Source organism: Lacibacter cauensis, assembly GCF_007830055.1.
In the GTDB taxonomy this organism is placed as follows: Bacteria; Bacteroidota; Bacteroidia; order Chitinophagales; family Chitinophagaceae; genus Lacibacter; species Lacibacter cauensis.
Genome location: NZ_VLLE01000006.1, coordinates 433,968 through 458,530 on the forward strand (window position 1 = coordinate 433,968; position 24,563 = coordinate 458,530).

Consider the following 24,563-nt stretch of genomic DNA (forward strand, 5'->3'; position numbering starts at 1 on the left):
AAAAAACACAAGAAAGTTACTTCAACAACTCTTCCATATTCCGCTGTAAAATCGCTTCCAGTTTCAACTCCACTTCTTTTTCATTCACCATCAGATCCTTCAGCGTTAATTTATTGAGGAGATTATCGAGTGTGTACTGAATCATTTTCCAAAGCGAACGTGTGCTGCAATCCACTGAGTTGGTACACAAACGTCCAAGCCCTGTGTGTGCATCACAAAACTGTTGATCGAACAAGGTTCCACCCAATGCTTTCAACACATCATTAATCACAATCTGTTCTGCAGGCTTGGCCAACACATACCCGCCTTTGTAACCGGGTGTACTGTTAATAAACCCTTCCATACGCAGGGTGCGGCAAATCTTTGCCACATGCGGTTCCGTCAGCTTCTCCGCTTCACTCAATTGCGGAATACTCAAACCTTCAACGGGATTAGCCGATGCAATGCGGATGAGGATCCTGATTCCGTATTCTTCTGATGAAGTAATTTTCATGCTTTACAATTAAGATGTTATTCCTGTGTTGCTAATGGATCTACCTGGTATAAATTTTTGAAATACGTTCTTAACTCTTCACGCTCTGCATCGGTTGTTTGCTTTGTGCAGTGTTCGTTGTAAGCAGCGATCAATGCATCAGCAATGGTACCGGCATCGGTTGTTTCTATCTGGTGACGTTGCAGGTGCAACAATACGTTGCCATCTTTCAACAACAGTACATTGGGTGAAGAAGGTGTAACACCGTTGAGGTATTTCTCACGGAAATGCACAACCGCTTCTTTTTCCATACCTGCAAACAGTGTTGCTTTTATATCGGGCACCACGTGATTAAAAAAGCTGAGCAATGCACCGGGACGGCTCACTCTTGCGCTGCAACCGCATACGCTGTTCAATACAACCAGGATCGTTTTGCCAGGATTACCTGCGAGAACTTTCTCCACATCTTCCACCGTCATCATTTGCTCAAAGCCTGCATCAACTAACTCCTTGCGATAAGGAGCTGCAATTTGTTCGGGATAGCTGGGACCTTGGTTGCCCATTAAACTATCTAATGAGATCATTGCCATATTTTAAGTTTTGCTCACAGATTACACAGAAATACACGGATGTAATCTGTGGGTGATTGTTACTATTTTAATTTGCCCATTGAATTAACAGAAGATATCAGTGTTCATCTGTGTAATCCGTGAGCCACTCTACATAAATCCTAATTCCAAAGCTGCCACTTCACTCATCATACTCTTCTCCCACTTCGGCGTCCAGGTAATCATCACGTTTACATCGGTAACACCTTCCACTTCTCTGGTTTTCTGATCTACTTCCACAGGCAACGATTGGGCTGCAGGGCAACTGGGTGCTGTCAACGTCATCGTGATGTTGACATAACCTTTATCGTTGATGTCGATATTATAGATCAATCCAAGATCATAGATATTCACCGGCAACTCGGGATCAAATACTGTTTGCAGTTTTTCGATGATCTTTTCTTTCAGTGCTTCTTTGTCCATCACAAATCGTTTTACTTCTTCTTAATTCATTCCTGCCTTTGCCTGGTAAACAGTAGCATCCAGTTTCATTTGTTTCACCATGCTCAGCAAGCCATTGCTTCTTGTTTGTGCCAGGTGTTGCTTCATACCGATTTTATCAATAAAGTCGAGCTTTGCATTGATGATCTCCTGTGGTGCATGTCCGCTCAATACACGAATGAGCATACTCACCAATCCCTTTACAATCACTGCATCGCTTTCTGCACGGTAGTACACTTTTCCATCCTTCAACTCACTTACCATCCATACCGTACTCTGGCAACCTTTGATCTTGTTTTCGTCTTTCTTATGTTCGTCTTCCAGCGGCTTCAATTTCTTACCCATGTCGATGATGTATTCATATTTCTCATCCCATGAATCAAACAACGAAAACTCATCCACAATTTCTTCTTCTGTTTCTGCTATTGATTTTATTTCGCTCATCGTAATAACTTAATTGCTTTATGTAAGCCTGCGATCATTACATCTACTTCTTCTTTGGTATTATACATCGCAAAACTTGCTCTTGTAGTACCGGGAATACCAAAACGGTTCATCAACGGTTGTGTACAGTGATGCCCTGTACGCACAGCCACTCCCTGATTATCCAACAGGATACCTAAGTCCTGCGGATGCACGCCTTCCACTACATAGGATGCTACACTTACTTTCTGTTTTGCAGTACCAATTAAACGAATGCCATCGATCGATTGCAATTGTTCTGTTGCATACTTCAACAAAGCATCTTCATGTTGACGAATAGTTGCTTTACCAATGCCGCTTACAAAATCAAGTGCAGCTTTCAATGCAACAGTATCAGCGATATTGGGAGTACCTGCTTCAAACTTATATGGCAGATCGTTCCAGGTTGTTTTTTCAAACGACACATCTTTGATCATTTCACCACCACCCATAAACGGAGGCATAGCTTCGAGCAATGCACGCTTACCGTACAATACACCAATCCCTGTTGGGCCATATACTTTGTGCGAACTGATCGCAAAGAAATCACAATCCAGTTCCTGCACATCAATATCCAGATGCACGGTTGATTGTGCACCATCGATCATCACTACTGCACCAACTTTATGCGCTGCATCAATGATTTCTTTAACAGGATTGATGGTACCTAATGAATTAGATGCATGAACAACAGAAACCAACTTCACTTTTTCAGTTAAGAGCTGATGAAACTCTTCCATAATCAATTCTCCGCTGTCATTAACCGGAATCACTTTCAATTTTGCACCGGTCATTTCTCCAATCAATTGCCAGGGAACAATATTGCTGTGATGTTCCATGCCACTGATGATGATCTCATCTCCTGCTTTCAGATTGGTGCGTGCCCACGTGTAAGCAACTAAGTTGATGCTTTCAGTTACGCCCCTTGTGAAAATAATTTCCTCACGCTCTTTCGCATGGATGAATTGCTGCACCGTATCTCTCGTTGCTTCGTAAGCAGCTGTTGCTTCTTCGGCCAGTGAGTGAATACCACGGTGAATATTGGCATTGTAGTTTTTGTAATAATCTGCCAGTGCATCAATCACCACTTGTGGCTTTTGTGTTGTCGCAGCATTATCAAAATATACTAATGGCTTTCCTTTCACCACACGGTTCAACACCGGGAAGTGTTGGCGAATAGCCTGTACATCAAAAGCGGTATGTTCTAAAGTTTGTATCATTTTTTCACCACAGAGACACAGAGACGCAGAGTTTACCAAACCATACGCTTTATCCCATCTTTTAAAAGTTTCACATTAAAATTTATTAGTAAACCCAAATGCATTTCCGACAATTTCAAATAGGTTAATAATTGGGCTTCGTGAATCGGAAGCAAAGTATCAACTGCTTTTAGCTCAACAACTACTTCCTCTTCAACTAATAAATCAATTTTAAAATCAAGCCCGATATTTTCACCTTTATAATAAACAGGCAATGCAACCTGCCTTCTAACTGTCAATCCTTCAGTAATAAGCTCTTTCATTAAACAAACCTCATAAACACTTTCAAGCAAACCAGGCCCTAATTCTCTATGAACACGAATTGAGCAATCTACAATTGCTCCGGAAATACTATTCAAACTATATTCGTTTGTATTCATCTCCGTGTCCCTGTGCCTCTGTGGTTAGTTATTCAAATTTCAAAATCCAAACGCTCAGAAATGATCTGATCAACATACTGACGAATCGGTTCCAGTTCGATCTTGTCCAAAATCTCCACTGCAAATGCATGTAACAACAATGCCTTCGCTGCTTTTTCACCAATACCTCTGGCTTGTAAATAGAACAACGCTTCATCATCCAAGCGACCAATGGTACAACCATGTGAACATTTCACATCATCAGCAAAAATCTCCAACTGTGGTTTGGTGTTCACAGTTGCCGTATCGCTTAACAACACGTTCTTGTTGCTTTGGTATGCATTAGTTTTTTGTGCATCCTGGCGAACAAAGATCTTGCCGTTGAAAACACCTGTTGCATTTTCATCGATGATGCCTTTATACAATTCGTTGCTTAAGCTGTGTGGTTGTTGATTATCTACAATCGTGTGATTGTCGACATGTGTATTTCCTTTCACACAATACAACCCATACATATTGCTTTCGCAACCGGGCGCTTCTAAAATAAAGTTGAGGTTGTTGCGAATAACACCACCGTTGAGTGTAATGGTAACAGAGTTCACTTTACTTACGCCCAACTGACGCACATGCGTTGTTTTTACACAACTGCTGTGACTGTCTTCGTTCTGTATTTTGTAAATTGAAACCTGCGCATTTTCTTCCACCACAATTTCACTCACTTTGTTAATGAATGAATCGCTGGTGCCGATGGTTACTTCTTCTTCCACCAGTTGCACTTCGGCACTGGCTGCTACATAAATTAAGGTGCGTGGCTGCGACAATACATTGACTGTTCTTGCATCGTTGATGTAGTAACAGTACAAGGGATGTTCAACTGATTTATTTTTCTTTACGGCAATGAACAAGCCCTGGTAGGCAAACGTGTTGTTTAATGCATTGATGCCATCGGTATGGTAATTGGCGCTGTGACCAAGGTTCGCATCAACAATCGCTTTGTATTCGCCTTTCACCGCTTCACTTAACGGAAGAATCACCAGTTCATCAGCCGATGAACGGATGTTTGAAAGCTCTGCATGATAAATACCATTAACAAACACCAGCTCATTCGCAGCTTCATGGCCGGGCAAACGAAACGCATCCACATCTTTTGCAGTAACAGCTGTTGCATCAACTGCATACGAAAAATCTTTGTTGAGTACAGCGCTGATGCGTGTGTACTTCCACTCTTCGTGATTCACAGTTGGAATGCCCTGCTCATTGAACAGTTCCAATCCTTTTTGGCTTAATGCTTTTAAAGAACCGTTTCCACTGAATGATTCTTTGTTGAGCTTATCCTGTATTAATTCTTTTAATTCTGACATCTTGGCCTCACCCTCGTTCCCTCTCCTTCCTTCGACTTCGCTCAGGATGGCGGGAGTTCGGGCTTTGTTTTATAAGTTATCAATTGTACTAACTCTTCTTCTTTTGTTCTTAGTTCAACAAACACTTCAATATTAATCAGAGTGTTATTAAACTCCCCTTTAGGGGTTGGGGGGTTACGCTTCTACTTCTTCTCCCAGTTCTTCTTTAATAAAATCATATCCTTTTTCTTCCAGCTCCAGCGCCAATTCTTTACCACCACTTTTAACAATACGTCCTTTGTATAATACATGTACGTAATCCGGAACGATATAATCAAGCAAACGCTGGTAGTGCGTAATCACCAATGTCGCATTGTCTTTCGATTTCAGTTTGTTTACACCTTCTGCAACAATTCGCAGGGCATCAATATCCAAACCACTATCTGTTTCATCCAGGATGGCAAACTTTGGCTCCAGCATTGCCATCTGGAAAATTTCATTACGCTTCTTTTCACCACCACTAAAACCTTCGTTGAGTGAACGGCTTAATAAAGACTGATCAATTTCAACCAGCTTCATCTTTTCTTTCATCTTCTTCAGAAACTGCACCGCATCCATTGGTTCTTCACCACGATACTTGCGCACTTCATTCACTGCAGTTTTAATAAAGTTGGTGGTGCTTACACCGGGAATTTCAATGGGGTATTGAAACGCAAGGAACACACCTTCACGTGCACGGTCTTCGGGAGAAAGTTCCAACAGATCTTTTCCGTTGAACTCTACACTGCCGCCTGTTACTTCATAATCAGAACGACCGGCCAGTACAGAAGCCAAGGTTGACTTACCGCTTCCGTTTGGTCCCATGATGGCATGCACTTCGCCTGCTTTAATTTCAAGGTTGATACCTTTTAAGATTTCCTTCTCTTCAATCCTTGCCTGTAAATTTTTGATACTTAACATGATTTCTATTTTTTGCCACGAATTACACGAATGAACACGAACTCGCTTTTATTTAGTTGAATAATGATTCTTACGTTGAAGTGTGCGACGCAACAGAAGTTTCATTTCTATTCTATCGCTGATCAACAAAAAAAGAACTTTTAAATTTTAACCTGTAACATTCACTTTGAGTGTTAACAGTTCCCCCTTCAGGGGGCGGAGGGGGTTTAACCAACACTTCCTTCTAATGAAATGGCCAACAGTTTCTGTGCTTCCACAGCAAACTCCATCGGCAACTGGTTCATTACTTCTTTAGCAAAACCATTAATGATCAATGCAACGGCAGTTTCAGTATCTAAACCACGTTGGTTGCAATAGAAGATCTGGTCTTCACCAATTTTTGAAGTAGTGGCCTCATGCTCTACCTGTGCAGTACTGTTCTTTACTTCAATGTATGGAAATGTATGTGCACCGCATTTATCACCGAGCAACAAACTATCACATTGAGAGAAGTTTCTTGCATTCACCGCATTCTTCCCCACCTGCACCAACCCACGATAAGAGTTTTGACTGAAGCCCGCAGAAATACCTTTCGATACAATGCGGCTTCTGGTGTTCTTACCAATGTGCATCATCTTGGTGCCGGTATCTGCCTGCTGATGATTGTTGGTAACAGCAACCGAATAAAATTCACCCTGACTGTTATCGCCTTTTAATATGACGGAAGGGTATTTCCATGTAACTGCAGAACCGGTTTCAACCTGCGTCCAGCTGATCTTTGAATTTACACCGGCGCAAATACCACGCTTAGTAACAAAGTTGTAAATACCACCCTTGCCATCTTTATCGCCGGGGTACCAGTTTTGTACGGTACTATATTTTACTTCTGCATTATCGAGTGCTACAATTTCTACCACTGCAGCGTGCAATTGATTTTCATCACGCATCGGCGCTGTACAACCCTCGAGGTAACTTACATAGCTGCCTTCTTCGGCAACAATCAATGTACGTTCAAACTGTCCGGTATTTTCAGCATTGATACGGAAGTACGTGCTTAACTCCATCGGGCTTTTTACACCTTTTGGAATGTAGCAGAAACTACCATCGCTGAACACCGCACTGTTTAAGGCAGAGAAATAATTATCGGTCATCGGCACAACCGAACCCAACCATTTTTTGATGAGTTCCGGATGTTCCTGCACGGCTTCGCTCATGCTGCAGAAAATAATGCCCAGCTCGGCGAGTTGCTTTTTAAAAGTGGTAGCAATTGAAACAGAATCAATCACCGCATCAACCGCCACATTGCTCAAACGCTTTTGCTCGTCCAATGAAATACCCAGCTTTTCGAACGTAGCTCTTAATTCAGGGTCTACTTCATCGAGGCTGTTGAGGGTTTTCTTTTGCTTGGGAGCGCTGTAATATTTAATGGCGTTGTAATCTACCTTGGGGTACTTCACATTGGCCCATTCCGGCTCGGTCATTTTCAACCAATGACGGTAGGCTTTGAGTCGCCATTCGAGCATCCACTCGGGTTCGTTCTTTTTGGCGCTGATGAAACGCACAATGTCTTCACTAAGTCCGGGAGGCGCCTCGTCGGCTTCAATGTCGGTTACCCAACCATATTTGTACTCACTCAGGGCCGTTTGCTCCAGTGTATTGAGCATCTCACTCATGATTCGATTTGTTTAATCTGTTATCCTAAAATCTTGAACAATTACTATCTGTACACAAAAGTACAGATTAATCTATACAAAAAAGTATAGATAATGTTCGAAAAGCGGAAAAACTTGACATGTTGGGGATTGGGTGGGATGCCGGGGCGGCCTGAACCCTTGAGGAATTGGGGATTGGGAGTTGGGGCTCTGAGCTTTAGATCTTTTGGCAGCTGTGGTTCCGGCTTTTTGCTGTACCTCCGCTACGCTGCGGTGCCGCTGCAATCCGGCAGCCCGAGGGCAAAATGTTTCTAGCAGCAATTATTTTTTCTAAACCCAATCCGCCCCCGTTCATCCCACTTTAGTTCTCCTTCTTTTTCATCCAACAGATTTTCCATCGCATCGTAAATCTGGCTGAGTTGTATATCATACTTTTCTATTACATAGTTTTACCCTGGTAAAAATCGAGCAGCCTTGTTCGGAAACTGTATTCGTACTTCGCCTGCACGAGGCTAATCTTTGTGCGATCAAGATTATTCTTGGCAATTAAAAATTCAGCGGCATTGATCACGCCGTTTTCAAACCGTACTTCAGCAGCACGAAACGATTCTTCGTAATTCAGCTGCTGCTCATTTAATGCTGTTAACCGTTTATAGGCTGCTTCCATATTTACCCATGCCTGCTCAATATTCTGCTTTAACTGGTATACAGTGTTATCGGCTTCCAGTTCTGTATTTTTCAAGGTCAGTTTTGCAAGCCGTACCCTGTTCTTTGTTTGCAGATTATTAAACAGCGGAATCTGCATACTAATGCCGGTGAAGAAACCGATGTTGTTTTCCATTTGTTTAAAATACCGTACCGAAGACGAAGAGAAATTCTGCATCTCCCGATACACCGGTGTGCGTGCAGCTCCATTTTTGATGTAGGTTCCGGTTTCTATTTCCGAAACAGTGGTAGGTGTAAGCCTTGTAAACAAACTCGAATAACTGCTGCCCGCACTTGCACCTAAGCTGATGGTTGGGTAATAACCGCTCTTCGCCACCTGTATATTTTTCTCTGCACTTTTAATCCGGTACTGATTGGCCTTGACCAACGCCATATATTCCATTGCAGCTGCAATTACATCAGCAGCTGTTTGCGTATAGAGCGTATTGTTTAACTGAATACCTCGTTGTAGTTGTAAGCCTGCTGCATACGGCACATTCATCAACTGGCACAGTGTAAGCTTGGCCTGTTGCAAACTGTTTTCAAGATTTACAATTGCGATCAACTCATTTGCCTGCTGTCCTTTGATATCGGTTAACTGGTAACTGCCTGCAGATCCTTCTTTCACCAGCACCTCCATCCTCTCGATTTGCTTTTTGGTAACCTGCAACTGTGTTCTTGATACTGTCAGTATATCTTCGCTCAGCAACACCTGCATATACGCCAATGTAACATTCAGCAACAAATTATCCTGCGCCTGTTTGTAATCAAGCTCAGCAGCTTTGTACGAAAAGTTGGTTTGCTGAATTAAGTTTTGCAAACGCATTCCATTGAATAAAATTACACCTGCATCTAACCCGGCATTGGAAGATGATAATTGGTTATTGGTGTAGGTATTGGTAATAGGATCAACATTACGCCCAAAATTGTTGCCGTAATTCCAGTTACCATTTACGTTGGGCAATAAATTCATTTTCGCCTGGTTTTTATTTACCTCTGCTGCATGCATCTGCAACCCTGTTTGCTGTACAAGAATATTCCGCTTCAAAGCCGTATCAATACATTGCTGCAAACTCATTTCCTGTGCACGTGTAACAAACATGCACAATAATAAAAACACACTTAAGCTGATGATCCGCATAATTCGTTTATTAATTAGTTACCTGTTGTTCAATTCTTCCGTCGAGCAGATGAATGGTTCTGCCTGCATAAGCTGCATTTTTTTCGCTGTGCGTAACCTGTATAATGGTTACACCTTCTTTGTTGAGTTGTGTAAACAAATCCATAATCTCTTCGCCTTGTTTGGAATTAAGATTACCCGTTGGTTCATCTGCAAGAATAAGTTTGGGTTTTGCAATCAACGCACGGGCAATGCCTACGAGCTGCTGTTGTCCACCGGAAAGCTGCGCAGGAAACAGATCTTTCTTACCAACAATATTGAAACGATCGAGCATATCGGCCACCATCGCTTTCCGTTCGCTGCTTTTTACATCCTGGTACAGCAACGGCGTTTCAATATTTTCATACACCGTTAACTCATCTATTAAATGATACTGCTGAAATACAAAACCGATGTATTGTTTGTACAGTTGGGCTCGTTGCTTTTCTTTCAGCTTGTGTACACTTTCGTGCAGAAAGTTATATTCGCCTTCATCAAACCCATCGAGCATACCAATTACATTGAGCATGGTTGATTTACCCGAACCCGACGGCCCCATAATGGATATGAATTCACCTTCCTGCACCTGAAGGTTTACATCTTTTAATAAAAAGACCCGGTTACCACCAACAGTAACCCATTTGAAAATATTTTTTAACTCTAATAACATTTGCTTCAAAATTATTCTGTTCGTAACCTTTTTACCGGATTTGCAATTGCTGCGTAAATTGATTTATAGGCAATGGTGATCAAGGCTATTGAAAAAATACAGCAGAACAGGGTGCACAACAGCAACAGGTTTACACCCGGGCTGTATGCAAACAGGCTGATGAAAAAATAACAGATTGCATAACCAACCGGCAACCCGATTCCTGCTGCTATGATGATCAGTTTTACAAAACTCTTCGACAGTTCTTTTACAATAACAGGTACCGATGCACCCATTACTTTCCGTATACCGATTTCCTTTACCCTTTTTTCGGTATGATAGGTTACAATACCCAACAGTCCCATCAATGCAATGATGAGTACAACCAGGCAAAACATACCCATGAACTTCATATCTCTGCCAGGGAAATAGCGGTCGTACATTTCTTTTTGATAGTTAGAGAAAGCCAGTTCTTCGTGCGGATGATATTTTTTCCAAACTGCTGCTATCTCCGATTTAAACACTGCATCATCTACTTCAGTTTTTGTTTGAATACTTAACACATGAAATTGCTCAGGATTGTACTGTAACACCAATGGGTTTGATGCAAACTGGTAAATATAATAGCAGAAGTTTTTCACTACACCATTGATCATCACTTCCCGGTCATTGTTCAGCAGAATTGTTTTGCCAACAGCTTCCTGGGCAGTGCCGAGTCCGAGTGTGGCAAGCAACTGTTCATTCACCACTACAAAGTTTGAGACAGAATCACCGGTTGATGCAGGCAGATTGTTACCTGCAACAAACTGCAGTTTCATATTGTTGATAAAGCCAGCATCGGCTGCATAGTAACTTGCCTCTGCATACTGCTCCTGTTTATTTTTTTTGACAGTAGCCTGCGCAGTAGTTCCGCCAAACGGCGTAGATACCAACCCGATCTGTTCAATATTTTTATTTGCTGTCAGTTCCTGTTGCAGCAAACGGTAATCGCCTTTTACCGAAACATTATAAATATGTTTGCGGTTAAAATTATCGTTATCGGTTGCCATGTAGCGAAACTGGTTATAGAATGTTGCCATTACAAAAATGAAACAGGAGCTTGCAACAAATTGGATCACAACAAGGCTGTTACGTAAACCCATTCTTCCAAATGTAGAGGGAGCGATTGTACCCTTTAAAACTTTCGCCGGCTGAAAACGGGAAAGTATACGGGCTGGGATAAAACCAGCTAACACACCAATGAAAATGCTGAAAATGATAAATGTTCCCCACAACACATAATGGTTATCTACATCCCATGTAAACCAGTTTACATAACTGAACTGCTCCATCAGTTTCAACACAATATACCCGAGCACCAACGACAGCATTGCAACCAATACTGCTTCGCAAATAAATTGCCCCACCAACTGATAACGCAATGCACCGGCTACTTTTCTTACACCTACTTCTTTTGCACGGCTGAGCGAACGAGCCAATGTAAGATTAACATAGTTAAACCCCGCAAGTAACAACAAGGCTAATGCAAAACCAAAGTTCACTGAAAGATCAAGCATTGAATCAACATAAGAGTTACCACGCAAATCTTCAAAATCGGGAGCAATAGAAGTAATTGCCTGTTTGCGAAAAGCCAGTTGCTCCTTTGCAGCACCTGCAACTGCATGCATGTTGAGCTTTGCAGCAACTGTTGTTAATGCCACATCAAGATTGGCTTTGTTTGCATTTGGTTTCAGCAGTACATACGTAAATCCTTTGAGCGATGTGAGCACTGTGTCTTTAGAAAACTTTTTATACGTAGCCATCGACACCATCACATCGCTACGCAAATGCGTATTCCGTTTGTAAGGCTTCAGTACACCTGTTACTGTAAGATCGCCATAATCGGAATGAGTAAGCACTTGCCCCACAGCTTCTGTTGTACCAAAAAAAGCAAGAGCTTTTTCTTCTGTTAATACCAAACTGTTGGGTTCAACCGGTGATGTACCCGATGCAAGTTTAAAACCAAACACATCAAAAAAAGCAGGTTCAATATAAATCGTATTTACGTTGAGCGTTTTAATACGATTGTTTAATTCCCAACCAAAATCACGCACCACATAAGTTGCTTTTTCTACAGCAGGATAATCCTGCTGCAGTTGTTCTGCTACTGTTTGTGGCGATAAAGCATATTTAATTTTTCCGCCAACATTATCCTTAACATCGCTAATGATACGATATGTGCGATCGGGGTACGGATGAAAATTATCATATTCGTAAGCACTCTGCACCTGCATTAGACTGAGCAGTGCAAAAGGAATGGAAAGCCCTAGCCCCAAAATATTTATGATGGAAAACAATTCATTCTTCCACAAATTGCGCCACGCTACTTTAAAATAATTGCGGATCATGCGATAAGGTTCTTGTTTTTCTGTTGAGTTATTCGGTGCGTAAACTTTTTACCGGCTTTGCCATTGCTGCCCTGATGGCCTGGAACGAAACAGTAAGTAATGCCAGCAGTACAACGCCTGCGCCTGCAGCTGCAAACAACCACCAGCTTAATGCTGCCCTGTACGGATAATTCTGCAGCCATTTATTTGCAAGTAACCATGCAATTGGCATAGCAATAAAAAGAGAGATTACCACGAGCAATAAAAAATCTTTCGACAAAGCTGTTGCAATTGTTGTTACAGATGCACCCAACACTTTACGTACCCCGACTTCTTTTAACCGCTTTTCTGCTGCTAATACAGATAATCCAAATAAACCTATGCAGGAAATAAAAATGGTAAGAACCGCTCCAAACAACAGCATTTTTTTCCACTTGGCTTCAGCCTCATATTGTCGTTGATTGCTGATGTCTTTAAACTCGTAACTATACGGTTGCAAAGGCACAATGCTTTTATATTGTTGCTCAATAAACGGCAACACAGCTGCTGCTGAACCTTCTTTAATACGGATGACAGCAAGGCCGAAATTGTCTTCGTTATTACACAGCAACTGCGGCTTGATAACTTCGTTTAAGGCTGCGTAGTGATAATCTTTAACCACACCTACTACTGTATACTTTTTGTTATTGTACCAAAAATCAACTACCTGTCCAACAGCATCTTTCCAGCCTGCAGCTTTTACAAAAGCCTCATTTACTATCACTGCAGAAGCAGTATCAGACGAAAACGAACGGGAAAAGTTACGACCTTGTATAACAGGTATTTTATACAGCGGCAAATAATCAGCATCAACCCAATCCATTGTAAACTCCAGTTCCTTGTTACCATTTATCCTTGCTAATGTTACATTGAATCCATTATTACGAATAGCAACCTGTTCAATATTAGGGTTCTTTAATAACTCCTGCCGAAAAACAGCAATTTTATTACCTGTAACATTCGGAACAGTAAGTACATGTTTATCGTTATACCCAAGATCTTTCGAAACCAGGAACTGAAACTGCCTGTACATAACAACGGTTGCAATAATGAGCAGCGTAGCTAACGAAAACTGTAATACAACCAACGATCGTTGTAAATAATTCTTTCCTGTTAACCTGAAACGATTGTACAGCGTTTCCACAGGGTTAAAACCGGAAAGTACCAGCGCCGGGTAAAATCCTGCTAAAAATCCGGTAACTAAAAACAACGCTGCGTAACTGCTTACCAGTTTTACATCGAAAAGATAAGTAAGCGACAACGCTTTATTTGAAAGATCGTTGAAGAAAGGCAACAATAGCTGTGCAATGCCCAATGCGAGTACAAATGCAATAAAACAAAGAATATACGATTCACCTAAAAACTGTCCGATAAGTTGACGACGATCGCTGCCAATAACTTTGCGTACACCAATTTCTCTTGCACGTTTTAACGAACGGGCTACTGTAAGGTTTACAAAGTTGATACAGGCGATCAGCAAAATAAACAAGGCGATACCCGACAGAATATAAGAATACATCGGGTTGCTGGCGCCAACCATTCCGTTATCGGCACGATACTCTTTACTCAGATGAATATCGGTATAAGGCTGCAGCGTGTATTGTGCTTTGGCTTTGTAATTGTATTTCTCCGCTACAATTTTAATCGTTTCCCTGGCATCCATTTCATAAAACCGCATCATCTTTTTCTCTACCTGTTTTGCATCGGCACCCGGCGCCAGTACTACAAACGTATTGAGAAAGAAATTGAACCAGTTCATACGATCCGAAATTTCTTCGGCACTCAATTCCATTTTTGTTAGCATCTGGAATTTAATCGACGAGTTCTGCGGACAATCCTTCGCTACAGCTGTTACAGTATATGGTTTAAACGTGCCGTTACGTTGCAACTGTAAGGTTTTACCAACAACATCTGCAGAACCGAAAAATTTACGGGCAACTGTTTCACTCAGCACGATTGCATCGGGTTGTTGCAGAGCTGTTTTACCATTGCCATACACTAATGGAAACTGCATAATGGAAAAGAAATTACTGTCTACACGATGTGCATCCTGACCAAGTACTTCTGTTCCCTTCTTGATATTTACATAATCGCCCTGGAAACGTACAAAGGAAACAATTTCCGGCACCCCCGATGCAAAGGCCGGACCATGAAAGCTACCGGTGTTGCCGCTCTGCATCAGAATACTTCCATCGGGATTGACCTCTTTAGATACAATACGGTAAATATTGTTTACACCAGGAAGAAACCGATCGTAACTGGCTTCGTCTTTGGTGTACAAAAGAATCAGCATTGCACATGCAAGCCCAATACTTAATCCGGCAATATTTATGAACGAATACACTTTGTTCTTCGCAAGATTCCGGAAGGCTGTTTTTAAATAATTCCTGAACATAGTATATACAGTTTTACAGTTGCAAATGCACTGCAGATGATAAGGCTTATTCTGTTCGTAAACTTTTTACCGGATTTGCAAAAGCAGCTTTCATTGCCTGAAAACTGATCGTTAACAGGGCAATCCCAATCGCCACAATGCCTGCCGCTGCAAATACCCACCACGATAGCTGAACCTTGTACGCAAAATTTTCGAGCCAGCGATACATGGTATACCACACAACCGGCACTGCAATTACAAACGCAATAAATACCAGCTGTAAAAAATCTTTCGATAATAAACGGGCAATCGTAAACACATTTGCACCCAGCACTTTGCGTACACCAATTTCTTTGGTGCGTGCTTCTACTGTATAAGTTGCGAGGGCAAATAAACCGAGGCAGGCAATAACAATAGCCCATACCGAAGCAGTTGTAAATAACTTACTGTACTGTTGCTCGGAAATGTATTGCTTGTTGAAATTCTCATCAGCAAAAAAATACTCAAAGGGATTGTTGCGGAAATACGATTTGAATAATGTTTCCATCTGTGCAACATTATCTTTTATCCTGTCTGTTTGCAGACGTACTGTAAAATAGGCGCTGTTACTCTGCGGATAAAAGATAATCGGATCGATTGCTTTTTGCAATCCCACGTGATGATAATTTTTTACAACACCAATTACCTGCAGCTTGCGTTCATCCCACTGCACTTTTGTGTTTAACGCTTCTTCTGCCGATTTAAAGCCGAGTTCTTCAATTGCTTTTTCATTCATCAGCACTTTGTCATTGTCATTCCACTCAACCATGGTTTCCGGCTGCGTAAATGTGCGACCTGCCTTCAAACCTATTTCATAAGTATTGAGATAGCGGTCGTCGATCAAGGCAAAAGAAAATGATTTTAGCTCATCGCCTTTTCTCGAGCCCGGCTGCGAAAATCCTGATGTTGCGAAATTGTATCCATTACCCGGTACACTGCCACTCAACGAATAATCTTTTACAAAACTTTGCTGTGCAAGAGCATTGATAAAAGCTGTGCGGCGTTGCTTGTAGGTGCTGTCTTTATCTACCTGCGGACCACGAATGACCAACAGCTGATCGGTATTTACACCAAGACTTTTATGCTGCATGTAATTCAGCTGCCGGTAAATAAATGCTGTAACAAGCAACAAACCAATAGAAATAGAAAACTGGAACACCACAAGCGATTTACGCAGTACTACTGCTTTATTTGTTTTTACCAGTTTACCTTTTAATGTTTCAACCGGATTAAAACCCGAAAGACTGTACGCTGTATATGCACCCGACAACAATGAACCAACAATAAGCAAACCTAATCCTGCAACCCATGCCGGCGTAGACAGTAACGATGTAAAAGCAAGTTCTTTTTCAATAATGGTATTGAATAATGGCTGCAGCAGTTGTACAATCAAAAGTGCTAACCCGAAGCTGATCATGTTTACCAATACCGATTCGCCAAGAAACTGTAAAACAAGTGAACCTCTTGATGCACCAACCACTTTGCGTACACCTACTTCGTTTGCACGCTTTAATGCATTAGCGGTTGAAAGATTAATATAGTTGAACCATGCAATTACCAGAATAAGGATTGCGATGATGCTGAGAATATAAACATATTTTAAGTTACCGGTGGTTTGATAGTTATCGCTGAAGGATGCAGGCAAATGCACATTGGCAAATGGTTGCAAACGAAACACAAGACCATCTTTGTCTTTTTTCAGTTCGTTGCGAAGTGTGTTTAGCTTTTGTTCCAGCTTTTTATAGTCGGCTGTTTCGTTTATCTGAAAATAAGTGTTGATGTACTGGGAGCTGAGGTTATCTAATTGTGCCCAATCATTATCGTTCAGATTGGCTGGATTACTTAAGGTTTCAAGAGAGAAAACCATGTCGTAACGGATATCTGAATTAACCGGAATCTCGTACACACCATTAACAGTATATGTTGCTTTTCCAAACTGGTTATAAAGTATAAGCGACTGACCGATCGGTTCATCCTTTCCAAAATACTTTTTAACAGCAGCCTTAGACAGGAAAACAACATTTGGCTTTTTAAATGCAGCCGCATTACCTTCCAGTAAATTGAAACTAAAAAACTCAAAGAAATTCCCTTCTGCATATCCAACATTTGTTTCCCTGAACGGCTCAGCATTTTCAGTCGTACGCCGAACAATACCCTGTCCTACTCCTTCTTCAAACCTGCAATATGCTTTTATTTCAGGAAAACGTTCTTTTGCTTTTTGTGCCCAACCCGGTTCAACCTGCGGCCATGTTTCGCCTTTGGGGTTTTCGTTTAATAAGCGATAGGTTGTTGCAATGTTTCGGTGAAATCCGTTAACACTTTTTTCGAAACTTACATACTGCAGTATAAGTATGAATGCTGCTATGCCCATAGCCAAGCCAGCTATATTTATGAAACTGTACAGCTTATTACGCCATAAGTTGCGGAAAGCAATTTTAAAATAGTTTCGGAGCATACCGTTTTGTTTTATTCGTTTCGCAAACTTTTTACCGGGTTGGTTAAGGCTGCTTTAATTGCATGTGAACTCACTGTAAGCACGGCAATCAACAAGGCCACAAATCCCGCCAATCCAAATACCCACCAGCTGATGCTTACACGGTATGCAAAGTCTCGCAGCCAGGTGCTCATTGCCCACCATGCTACAGGAAATGCAATCAACGATGCAATGCAAACCAGCTTTACAAAATCTTTTGAAAGTAAAGTTGTAATACTGGTTACCGATGCGCCAAGTACTTTACGTACGCCGATTTCTTTTGTGCGTTGTTCGGCCATGTATGCTGCCAGGCCAAATAAACCAAGGCAGGCAATAAAAATGGCCAGCAATGCAAACGACAATGCTACTTTACCAATACGTTGTTCGGCCCTGTACATATTATCGAACGAGTCATCGAGAAACTGGTAACTGAACGGCATATCGGGAGCCATCGATTTCCACTTTGTTTCAATATTTTTCAGCAGCGCCGTTACATCGGTTGCCGATACCTTAAATGCAGTTGCCCATTTGTTATAACCAAGACGCATCGAAAGCGGGCCCACGTTTTTACGTAAGGATTCATAATTGAAATTTTTAACTACAGCAACAATGGTGTAAGACACAAGCTCGTTGTCATTGCCGACCAGAGTATACAGCTTTTTACCAACAGGATCATCGAACCCCAGCATTTTTGCCGCAGTTTCATTGATGATAAGAGCTGTTGAATCGGAGCCATACTCTTTTGAAAAGTTTCTACCCTTCAACACTTCCATTCCCATTACCGGTATATAATCATAATCAACATTCCATACCTGCATGTTAAATCCGTTCTTCTCATTCATCACAGCTTCTGTAGAAAAGGTGTTATCGTTGCGTGACGAATTACTTACCGGAAGATATCCTGCAAAGGAAGATGCTTTTACACCACTCATCTTTGCAACTTCGTTACGGAATGCATCGGCGTTATTATTCAATGCCCATGTGCCATTCACGATCAGCATCTGATCTTTATTGAAACCGATCTTGGCATTTTGTATAAAATTCAACTGCTTAAACACAACGATGGTACTGATGATGAGTACGATGGATGTAAAGAACTGGAATATCACCAACGCACTTCTGAAATTACTGCGGCTGAACGCTTTGCCTGTCCGCCCTTTTAATACTGCAATTGGCTGAAATGAGGACAGAAAAAATGCCGGATACAAACCTGCCAACACACCCGTTACAACCGGTATCAATAAAAGAAACAACAAGTAACCAGGTTTTAGTAACATGGTTATACCTAGCGTTTTTCCGGCGATATTGTTGAAGTAACCAATACTCAGCCAAACCAATCCAATCGCAATCAGCAAACCAATAAATACCATTAATGTAGATTCTGTAAGAAACTGGCCAATGAGTAATTTTTTTCCGGTGCCCAATACTTTACGGATACCTACTTCTTTTGCACGGTTTGAGGAACGTGCTGTAGAAAGATTCATAAAGTTTACACAGGCAATGAGCAAAATAAATAATGCAACAGCCGAAAAAATGTATACATACTGAATACTGCTGTTAACCCCAAGCTCCGGAAAACGATCGGAGTACAAATGGATATCGAGCATTGGCATTAATGAATACTCCAGCTTATTACCTGTGCGTGCAAAATCTTCCATGCTGTTGATCTGCATGAGTTGTTTTGCCTGCGGCAGAATATATTTATCAATTACCTGTTTAAAATTTTTATTAAATGCTTTGTAATCGGTGCCGGGCTGTAATAACACATAGGTTTGAAAATTATGGCTCAAAAAATTACCCCATCCGTATTCCACATTGTCCATTGAAAAAATGAAATCGTAATTGAAGTGCGCATTCTGTGGCATATCTTTTATTACTGCCGTTACCTTGTACACCGTATGCTGCTCATCATTTACTTCAATACCCTTACCAATCGCATCAACTGTACCAAAATATTTTTCAGCAGCCGATTTGCTTATTACTACTGTGTTGGGTTCGCTTAAAGCCGTTTTCGGATTACCTGCAATCATCGGCAGCGTAAACACATCAAAAATTGTAGAATCGGCATGCGCCACTTTTGTTTCTTCAATAAATGCCGTTCCTTTCTTCAGCATTTTTGAACCGTTGGAATTATAGATACGCACAAACTGTTCTACCTGCGGATAATCTTTTTTAAGTGTAGCACCCATGGGATCGCTGCACACTGCAAGCCGCAGATCATTTCCGCCAAAACGTATATCAGAATTGATGCGATAGATGCGCTCTGCCTTTTCATTGTGTTTGTCGTAACTCAGCTCATCCATTACGTACATTGTAATAAGAATGAAACAGGCAAGACCAACTGCCAAGCCAACAATATTCAACAACGAAAACGTTTTGTTTTTAAGAAGATTTCGCCAGGCAACAATGATGTAATTTTTAAACATGATGATAGGTTTTTATTCGGTACGCAAGCTTTTTACCGGGTTTTGCATTGCTGCTTTTACTGTGTTATAACTGATGGTAATAAAGGCAATAAGCAAAGCTGTAAGCGCAACCAGTACAAACATCCACCACTGTACAGCTATGCGGTACGGGAACGATTCAAGCCATTTGTTCATGACCAACCAGGCAACAGGCGTTGCTATTAACACTGCAATTAACACCAGCTTTAAAAAATCTTTGGAAATGATGAATGAAAGTGTTGACACATCTGCACCTAATACTTTCCGTACTCCAATCTCTTTTACACGCTGCTGAATAATCAGCAGTACCATTGCCAATAAACCAAGGCAAGAAAGTACGATGGCAATAACAGCCGCAATACTAAACAGGAGCGACATCATTTTTTCCTGCTTGTACCAGTTCTCTACATTCTCATCTACAAACGAACCTTTAAACTCACGGCCGGGTTCCAGCATAGCCATTTCACGTTTCAATGCATCCATTACAGCTTCGCCGTTTTGTGCATTGGTACGTACGAAACAATACCGCACAGGTGTATTTTTTGTGTAGATCATTGCCAGCGGCTCTTTCTTTTCACGTAGCGAATACAAATGAAAATCGGGAATGATGGCAACAATATTCCATGCAGGTGCACCGCTGTCAACCAATATTTGCTGGCCTACCAATTCCTTTTCGTTAAACTGTTTGGCAGAACTTTCGGTGAGTATTACCTGCTGCAAGGTATCAGCAGCATAACGCATATCAATATCATTTCCTTCAATTGGTTTGATGCCGAATGTTTGTAAAAAATCAGCATCCACAAAATTGACATTGGTGGTAATATTTGATCCTTTGTAACCAAAAGAGTTCGTTAATTTGGTAGAAGACCCATCGAGCCCCATGCCAATATTGACGTGGCTGCCGGAGATAGACAACACTCCGGGATTAGACGCTAAACGTGTGCGGAGTTTCTCAATATTTTTTCTTCCATTCTCGGGTTTATGAAATGGAATACTGATGAGATATTCCTGGTTTAAACCCAGATCGGCAGTTTGTAAATGTTTAAACTGGCGATAAATAATAAATGTACAGCTGATCATAATGCAGGCAATTACAAACTGCACAACTATCAATGCACTGCGTACAAAACTTTTTCGTTTCAAGGTTACTTTTCCTTTTAGTGTTTCCACCACTTGGAACTTACTCATCAGCCAGGAAGGATACCCGCCTGCAATAAACGAAACCAGCAGCAGCAAACCCAACGCAAGTAAAAGGAAGGCAGGCTCTAACATCATTTCGCCTAACGGCATACCGCCACCTGTTTGTTCCTGTATAACAACAACAAGCACTTTTACAAATAACATTGATAATACAAACGCAATAAAGCAAAGCAGGAAACTTTCGCTCCACAATTGAGCAAACAATCCTTCTTTGGCTGCGCCCAAACATTTACGCACGCCGATTTCCCTGCTACGTGTAAATGCATTGGCAAGATTAATATTTACAAAATTGAAACAGGCAATGAGGATAATGAGTAAGCCAACCAGCAACACCACATAAATTTCAGCTTTGTTTACACCATTGCCTAAACCACTGATGCGTGGCGAAAAATGTAATTCACTTAACGGAAGTAACCGTGTGGCAAAAATATCGCCACGGCTATCGGGTTTAGCTCCTTCTTGCTTCAGCGTTTCGTACCAGCCGGGCAAATTTTTCTGGTTACATGCAATTAATTGCTTCTCGGCCTGCTGCTGTGTGGCATTATCCTTCAGCATTACAAAAACTGCATGGTGCTGATTATCCCAATTGTTTTTATCTGCTGCGTAACTGTTTGCATTTTCTATACGAGCCAACGCATCAAAGCGTATGCTGGAGTTATTAAAAACATCTTTCAGCACCGCTACAACCGTCATTGCTTTCTTTTTACCACCACCATAAGGCGATTGTATGGTTTTGCCAATCGGATCTTCGTTGCCGAAAACACGCTTTGCTGCGTTTTCAGTGAGTACCACGCCTGTAAGATCTTTTAAAGGGTTGACCGCATTTCCTTTTACCACCTGGAAGCTGAACATTTGCAGAAAATCTTCATCGACCAACATGGTACTGATGTCGATCTCTTTCTCTTTATACTCAATAAGATTGCTTCCGAACAAATAGCGTGTTGCTTTATCAATGGCAGGCACTTCGGCTTTAAACATGGGTGCTGCAGGATAACCAAATACATTGCCTATCTGCGAACCCGACTCTTTGTTATACACCTGGTAAGCCTGATAGATTTTTTTACGGTTAGCATGGCCTTTATCGTAACTGAACTGACCATATACACCCAACAGCACCAGTATACCAATACTGAAGCCGATAAATAAACCAACAAGATTAATACCTGTATGAAATTTGTTTTTAAACAAACTGCGCCAGGCTATTTTGATGTAATTTTTAAACATAGAAAGATGATAAGGTGATAAGGCTTATGGTTATACGAGTATATTTTCCGTAACCGTTTGCCCATCGAGCATACGGATAATACGGTGACTGTATTTGGCATCGTGCTCACTGTGCGTAACCATGATGATGGTTGTACCCTGTTCGTTTAAATCGGTAAGCAACTGCATTACTTCGTTACCATTCGATGAATCAAGATTACCGGTAGGCTCATCGGCAAGTATAAGCTTGGGATTATTAACAACTGCTCTTGCTACTGCCACACGCTGCTGCTGACCACCGCTTAACTGTTGCGGGTAGTGATTGCGGCGATGCATGATCTGCATTTTATCCAGCACTTCTTCAACACGTACTTTACGATCGGCTGCTTTTACACCGGTATAAATGAGCGGGAGTTCTACATTTTCAAAAACAGTAAGCTCATCAATAAGATTAAAACTCTGGAACACGAAACCGATATTGTGCTTACGCAGATCGGCCCGTTTACGTTCATTGAAGCCTGCCACTTCAATGCCGTTAAACAGGAAGCTGCCTCCATCGGGGTCATCGAGCAAGCCTACAATATTTAACAGTGTTGATTTACCGCAACCACTCGGTCCCATCACTGCAACAAACTCTCCTTCCTTAACTTCGAAGGAAAGTTTATTCAATGCCACCGTTTCCACTTCTTCGGTACGGTAATATTTCTCCAGGTTTGTAATCTTTATCATACTATGATATGGTTTTACGTTTGTTAAAGTAACATGTGATTAAAAGGAACCAGTTCGGTAAAGCCTGGTGTTTCTGCAATTTTGTGCAGCACTGCTTTTGCAGTTTTATTTTTATTGCAGGCATTTACAGGTGTTAGCCATCCATCGCCTGTAAGTAAAAAGAACAACAACAGAAATAAACTATGCGGTTTCATCTTGTTTGTTTTATTTTTTTAAGATCAATTCCTGCATGGTGCCATAACTTTCGTAACTGCTGGTTACTACTTTATCGCCGGGTTTTAAACCTTGCAGTATTTCGTAATAGTCAGGATTCTGGCGACCAAGTTGTATATCGATTTTATATGCAGTTTTACCATTTTCGCTTACTTTAAAAATCCAGTTGCCTCCTGTTTGCTGGTAGAAACCGCCTTTGGGTAACAGCAATGCTTTTGTTTCATCACTCAACGCTAACCGTATCTGCAACGATTGTCCACGACGGATACTCTCGGGTACAGCTCCGGTAAATTCCATATCAACCTGGAAACGGCCATTCAACACCTGCGTGTATACTTTTTTAATTTTCAACTGGTAGTTTTTACCGGCTACATCGCAATTACCAACAAGGCCGGCAAAAATGCGACTGATGTAATGCTCATCAATATCAACACGTACTTTGTAACCACTCATAACATCTATTTGTCCTAAACGTTGTCCTTTGTTTTTATTCTCACCAATTTCTGCATCCAGTGAAGTCAGCTGGCCGTCAACAGGAGCACGCACAATTAAATCGCCCACTTTTTTACGCATCAACGTAAGTGTACGTTTCATTTGCTGATAGCTCTCGCCTGCCTGGTCAACCTGCTGCTTCATACTCACTGCATCTGTTTTCATAATCTGCTCAGTAAGTTTTTTACGGCGTAACTGGTATTCGTACAAATTTTTACTGCTCTGGAATTCCTGCGCACCAATTACTTTTTGCTCGAAGAGTTTTTTGTTGAGATTATACACACGCTCAGCTTCTTTCAATGCATTATCCACTTCTGCATCCTGGTTCTGGCGGTTAATGGAGTTTTGTTCTGCATTGTTTTTACTTATCTGCATTTGCGTTAATACATTAAACACCTGTGTTTCCTGATTGGCAAGCTGCAGTTCAAGATCGGTATTGGATAAACGGAGAATGGGTTGATCTTTTTTCATCATGGCACCATCTTCCACATATTTTTCTTCTACACGGCCACCTTCCATGGCATCGAGATAAATGGTGCTGATGGGTAACACCACACCATTGACTGTAATAAACTCCTGGAAGCTGCCTGTTTTAATTTCGCTGATGGTTATACGTTCGGTATCAACATTCAATCTCGACTTACCTGAAGTAAAATAAATGCTACCTGCAATTAACGCAACAATACCGGCTATGCCGGCAATGGTTAAGAGGCGTTTGGTGCTCCATTTCTTTTTTGCTATAACTCTGTCCATGATTCTAAAATACGTTTCTGCTTGTATAACTGTTACAGAAAAACCACCCGGTTGGCTGAAGACCGGATGATTGGTCTGTTACAGTGAAAAGGTTTAATGATAAGGAACTGTCCGTTACCTGTGAAAGCCGTGCCAACTCAACTTAGCTATGAAAATCAAGACGTTACTTTAAGCCGGTTGTTGTAACTGTTCG

General features: G+C 41.3%; 19 protein-coding genes. All 19 read right to left on the bottom strand.

Annotated elements, in window-relative coordinates:
- Positions 1 to 16: 16 nt before the first annotated feature.
- A complete protein-coding gene (locus tag IQ13_RS18465; RefSeq protein ID WP_144888110.1) occupies positions 17 to 493 on the bottom strand; it encodes an RrF2 family transcriptional regulator in 477 nt (158 codons plus the stop codon).
- 17 nt (positions 494 to 510) lie between these two features.
- Positions 511 to 1,062, bottom strand: a complete 552-nt coding sequence (locus IQ13_RS18470; RefSeq protein ID WP_144888111.1) for a BrxA/BrxB family bacilliredoxin — start codon at positions 1,060 to 1,062, stop codon at positions 511 to 513.
- Between the two features lie 129 nt (positions 1,063 to 1,191).
- The gene (locus tag IQ13_RS18475) at positions 1,192 to 1,503 is read right to left on the bottom strand and encodes a DUF59 domain-containing protein (RefSeq protein WP_144888112.1); all 312 of its coding nucleotides are present in this window, start codon (positions 1,501 to 1,503) and stop codon (positions 1,192 to 1,194) included.
- Between the two features lie 21 nt (positions 1,504 to 1,524).
- Positions 1,525 to 1,965, bottom strand: a complete 441-nt coding sequence (locus tag IQ13_RS18480; RefSeq protein WP_144888113.1) for a SufE family protein — start codon at positions 1,963 to 1,965, stop codon at positions 1,525 to 1,527.
- The gene (locus IQ13_RS18485) at positions 1,962 to 3,203 is read right to left on the bottom strand and encodes a cysteine desulfurase (RefSeq protein WP_144888114.1); all 1,242 of its coding nucleotides are present in this window, start codon (positions 3,201 to 3,203) and stop codon (positions 1,962 to 1,964) included. Before IQ13_RS18485 ends, IQ13_RS18480 begins: the two co-directional genes overlap by 4 nt.
- 32 nt (positions 3,204 to 3,235) lie before the next feature.
- Positions 3,236 to 3,622, bottom strand: coding sequence for a GxxExxY protein (locus IQ13_RS18490; protein ID WP_144888115.1), 387 nt, complete (start codon positions 3,620 to 3,622; stop codon positions 3,236 to 3,238).
- A gap of 32 nt (positions 3,623 to 3,654) precedes the next feature.
- Positions 3,655 to 4,962, bottom strand: a complete 1,308-nt coding sequence (sufD, locus tag IQ13_RS18495) for a Fe-S cluster assembly protein SufD (protein ID WP_144888116.1) — start codon at positions 4,960 to 4,962, stop codon at positions 3,655 to 3,657.
- A 174-nt stretch (positions 4,963 to 5,136) separates the two neighbouring features.
- On the bottom strand, positions 5,137 to 5,901 hold the full coding sequence (sufC, locus tag IQ13_RS18500; protein WP_144888117.1) for a Fe-S cluster assembly ATPase SufC: 765 nt from the start codon (positions 5,899 to 5,901) through the stop codon (positions 5,137 to 5,139).
- A 206-nt stretch (positions 5,902 to 6,107) separates the two neighbouring features.
- Positions 6,108 to 7,553, bottom strand: a complete 1,446-nt coding sequence (gene sufB / locus IQ13_RS18505; RefSeq protein ID WP_144888118.1) for a Fe-S cluster assembly protein SufB — start codon at positions 7,551 to 7,553, stop codon at positions 6,108 to 6,110.
- Positions 7,554 to 7,971: 418 nt separating this feature from the next.
- Positions 7,972 to 9,378: a TolC family protein gene (locus IQ13_RS18515; protein ID WP_144888119.1), complete on the bottom strand. Its 1,407-nt coding sequence runs from the start codon at positions 9,376 to 9,378 to the stop codon at positions 7,972 to 7,974.
- Positions 9,379 to 9,388: 10 nt separating this feature from the next.
- Positions 9,389 to 10,066, bottom strand: a complete 678-nt coding sequence (locus IQ13_RS18520; RefSeq protein ID WP_144888120.1) for an ABC transporter ATP-binding protein — start codon at positions 10,064 to 10,066, stop codon at positions 9,389 to 9,391.
- 11 nt (positions 10,067 to 10,077) lie between these two features.
- Positions 10,078 to 12,432 carry an ABC transporter permease gene (locus tag IQ13_RS18525; RefSeq protein WP_144888121.1) on the bottom strand — a complete coding sequence of 785 codons (2,355 nt, stop codon included), beginning with the start codon at positions 12,430 to 12,432 and terminating at the stop codon, positions 10,078 to 10,080.
- Between the two features lie 28 nt (positions 12,433 to 12,460).
- Positions 12,461 to 14,845, bottom strand: coding sequence for an ABC transporter permease (locus tag IQ13_RS18530; RefSeq protein ID WP_144888122.1), 2,385 nt, complete (start codon positions 14,843 to 14,845; stop codon positions 12,461 to 12,463).
- 46 nt (positions 14,846 to 14,891) lie between these two features.
- Complete coding sequence (locus IQ13_RS18535) at positions 14,892 to 17,318, bottom strand: ABC transporter permease (RefSeq protein WP_144888123.1); 2,427 nt, start codon at positions 17,316 to 17,318, stop codon at positions 14,892 to 14,894.
- A gap of 11 nt (positions 17,319 to 17,329) precedes the next feature.
- A complete protein-coding gene (locus tag IQ13_RS18540; protein WP_144888124.1) occupies positions 17,330 to 19,762 on the bottom strand; it encodes an ABC transporter permease in 2,433 nt (810 codons plus the stop codon).
- 12 nt (positions 19,763 to 19,774) lie between these two features.
- On the bottom strand, positions 19,775 to 22,204 hold the full coding sequence (locus IQ13_RS18545) for an ABC transporter permease (protein ID WP_144888125.1): 2,430 nt from the start codon (positions 22,202 to 22,204) through the stop codon (positions 19,775 to 19,777).
- 30 nt (positions 22,205 to 22,234) lie between these two features.
- Complete coding sequence (locus tag IQ13_RS18550) at positions 22,235 to 22,912, bottom strand: ABC transporter ATP-binding protein (RefSeq protein WP_144888126.1); 678 nt, start codon at positions 22,910 to 22,912, stop codon at positions 22,235 to 22,237.
- Positions 22,913 to 22,935: 23 nt separating this feature from the next.
- Positions 22,936 to 23,106, bottom strand: coding sequence for a hypothetical protein (locus IQ13_RS21420; RefSeq protein WP_158637441.1), 171 nt, complete (start codon positions 23,104 to 23,106; stop codon positions 22,936 to 22,938).
- Between the two features lie 10 nt (positions 23,107 to 23,116).
- Positions 23,117 to 24,370, bottom strand: coding sequence for an efflux RND transporter periplasmic adaptor subunit (locus IQ13_RS18555; RefSeq protein WP_144888127.1), 1,254 nt, complete (start codon positions 24,368 to 24,370; stop codon positions 23,117 to 23,119).
- Positions 24,371 to 24,563 lie beyond the last annotated feature (193 nt).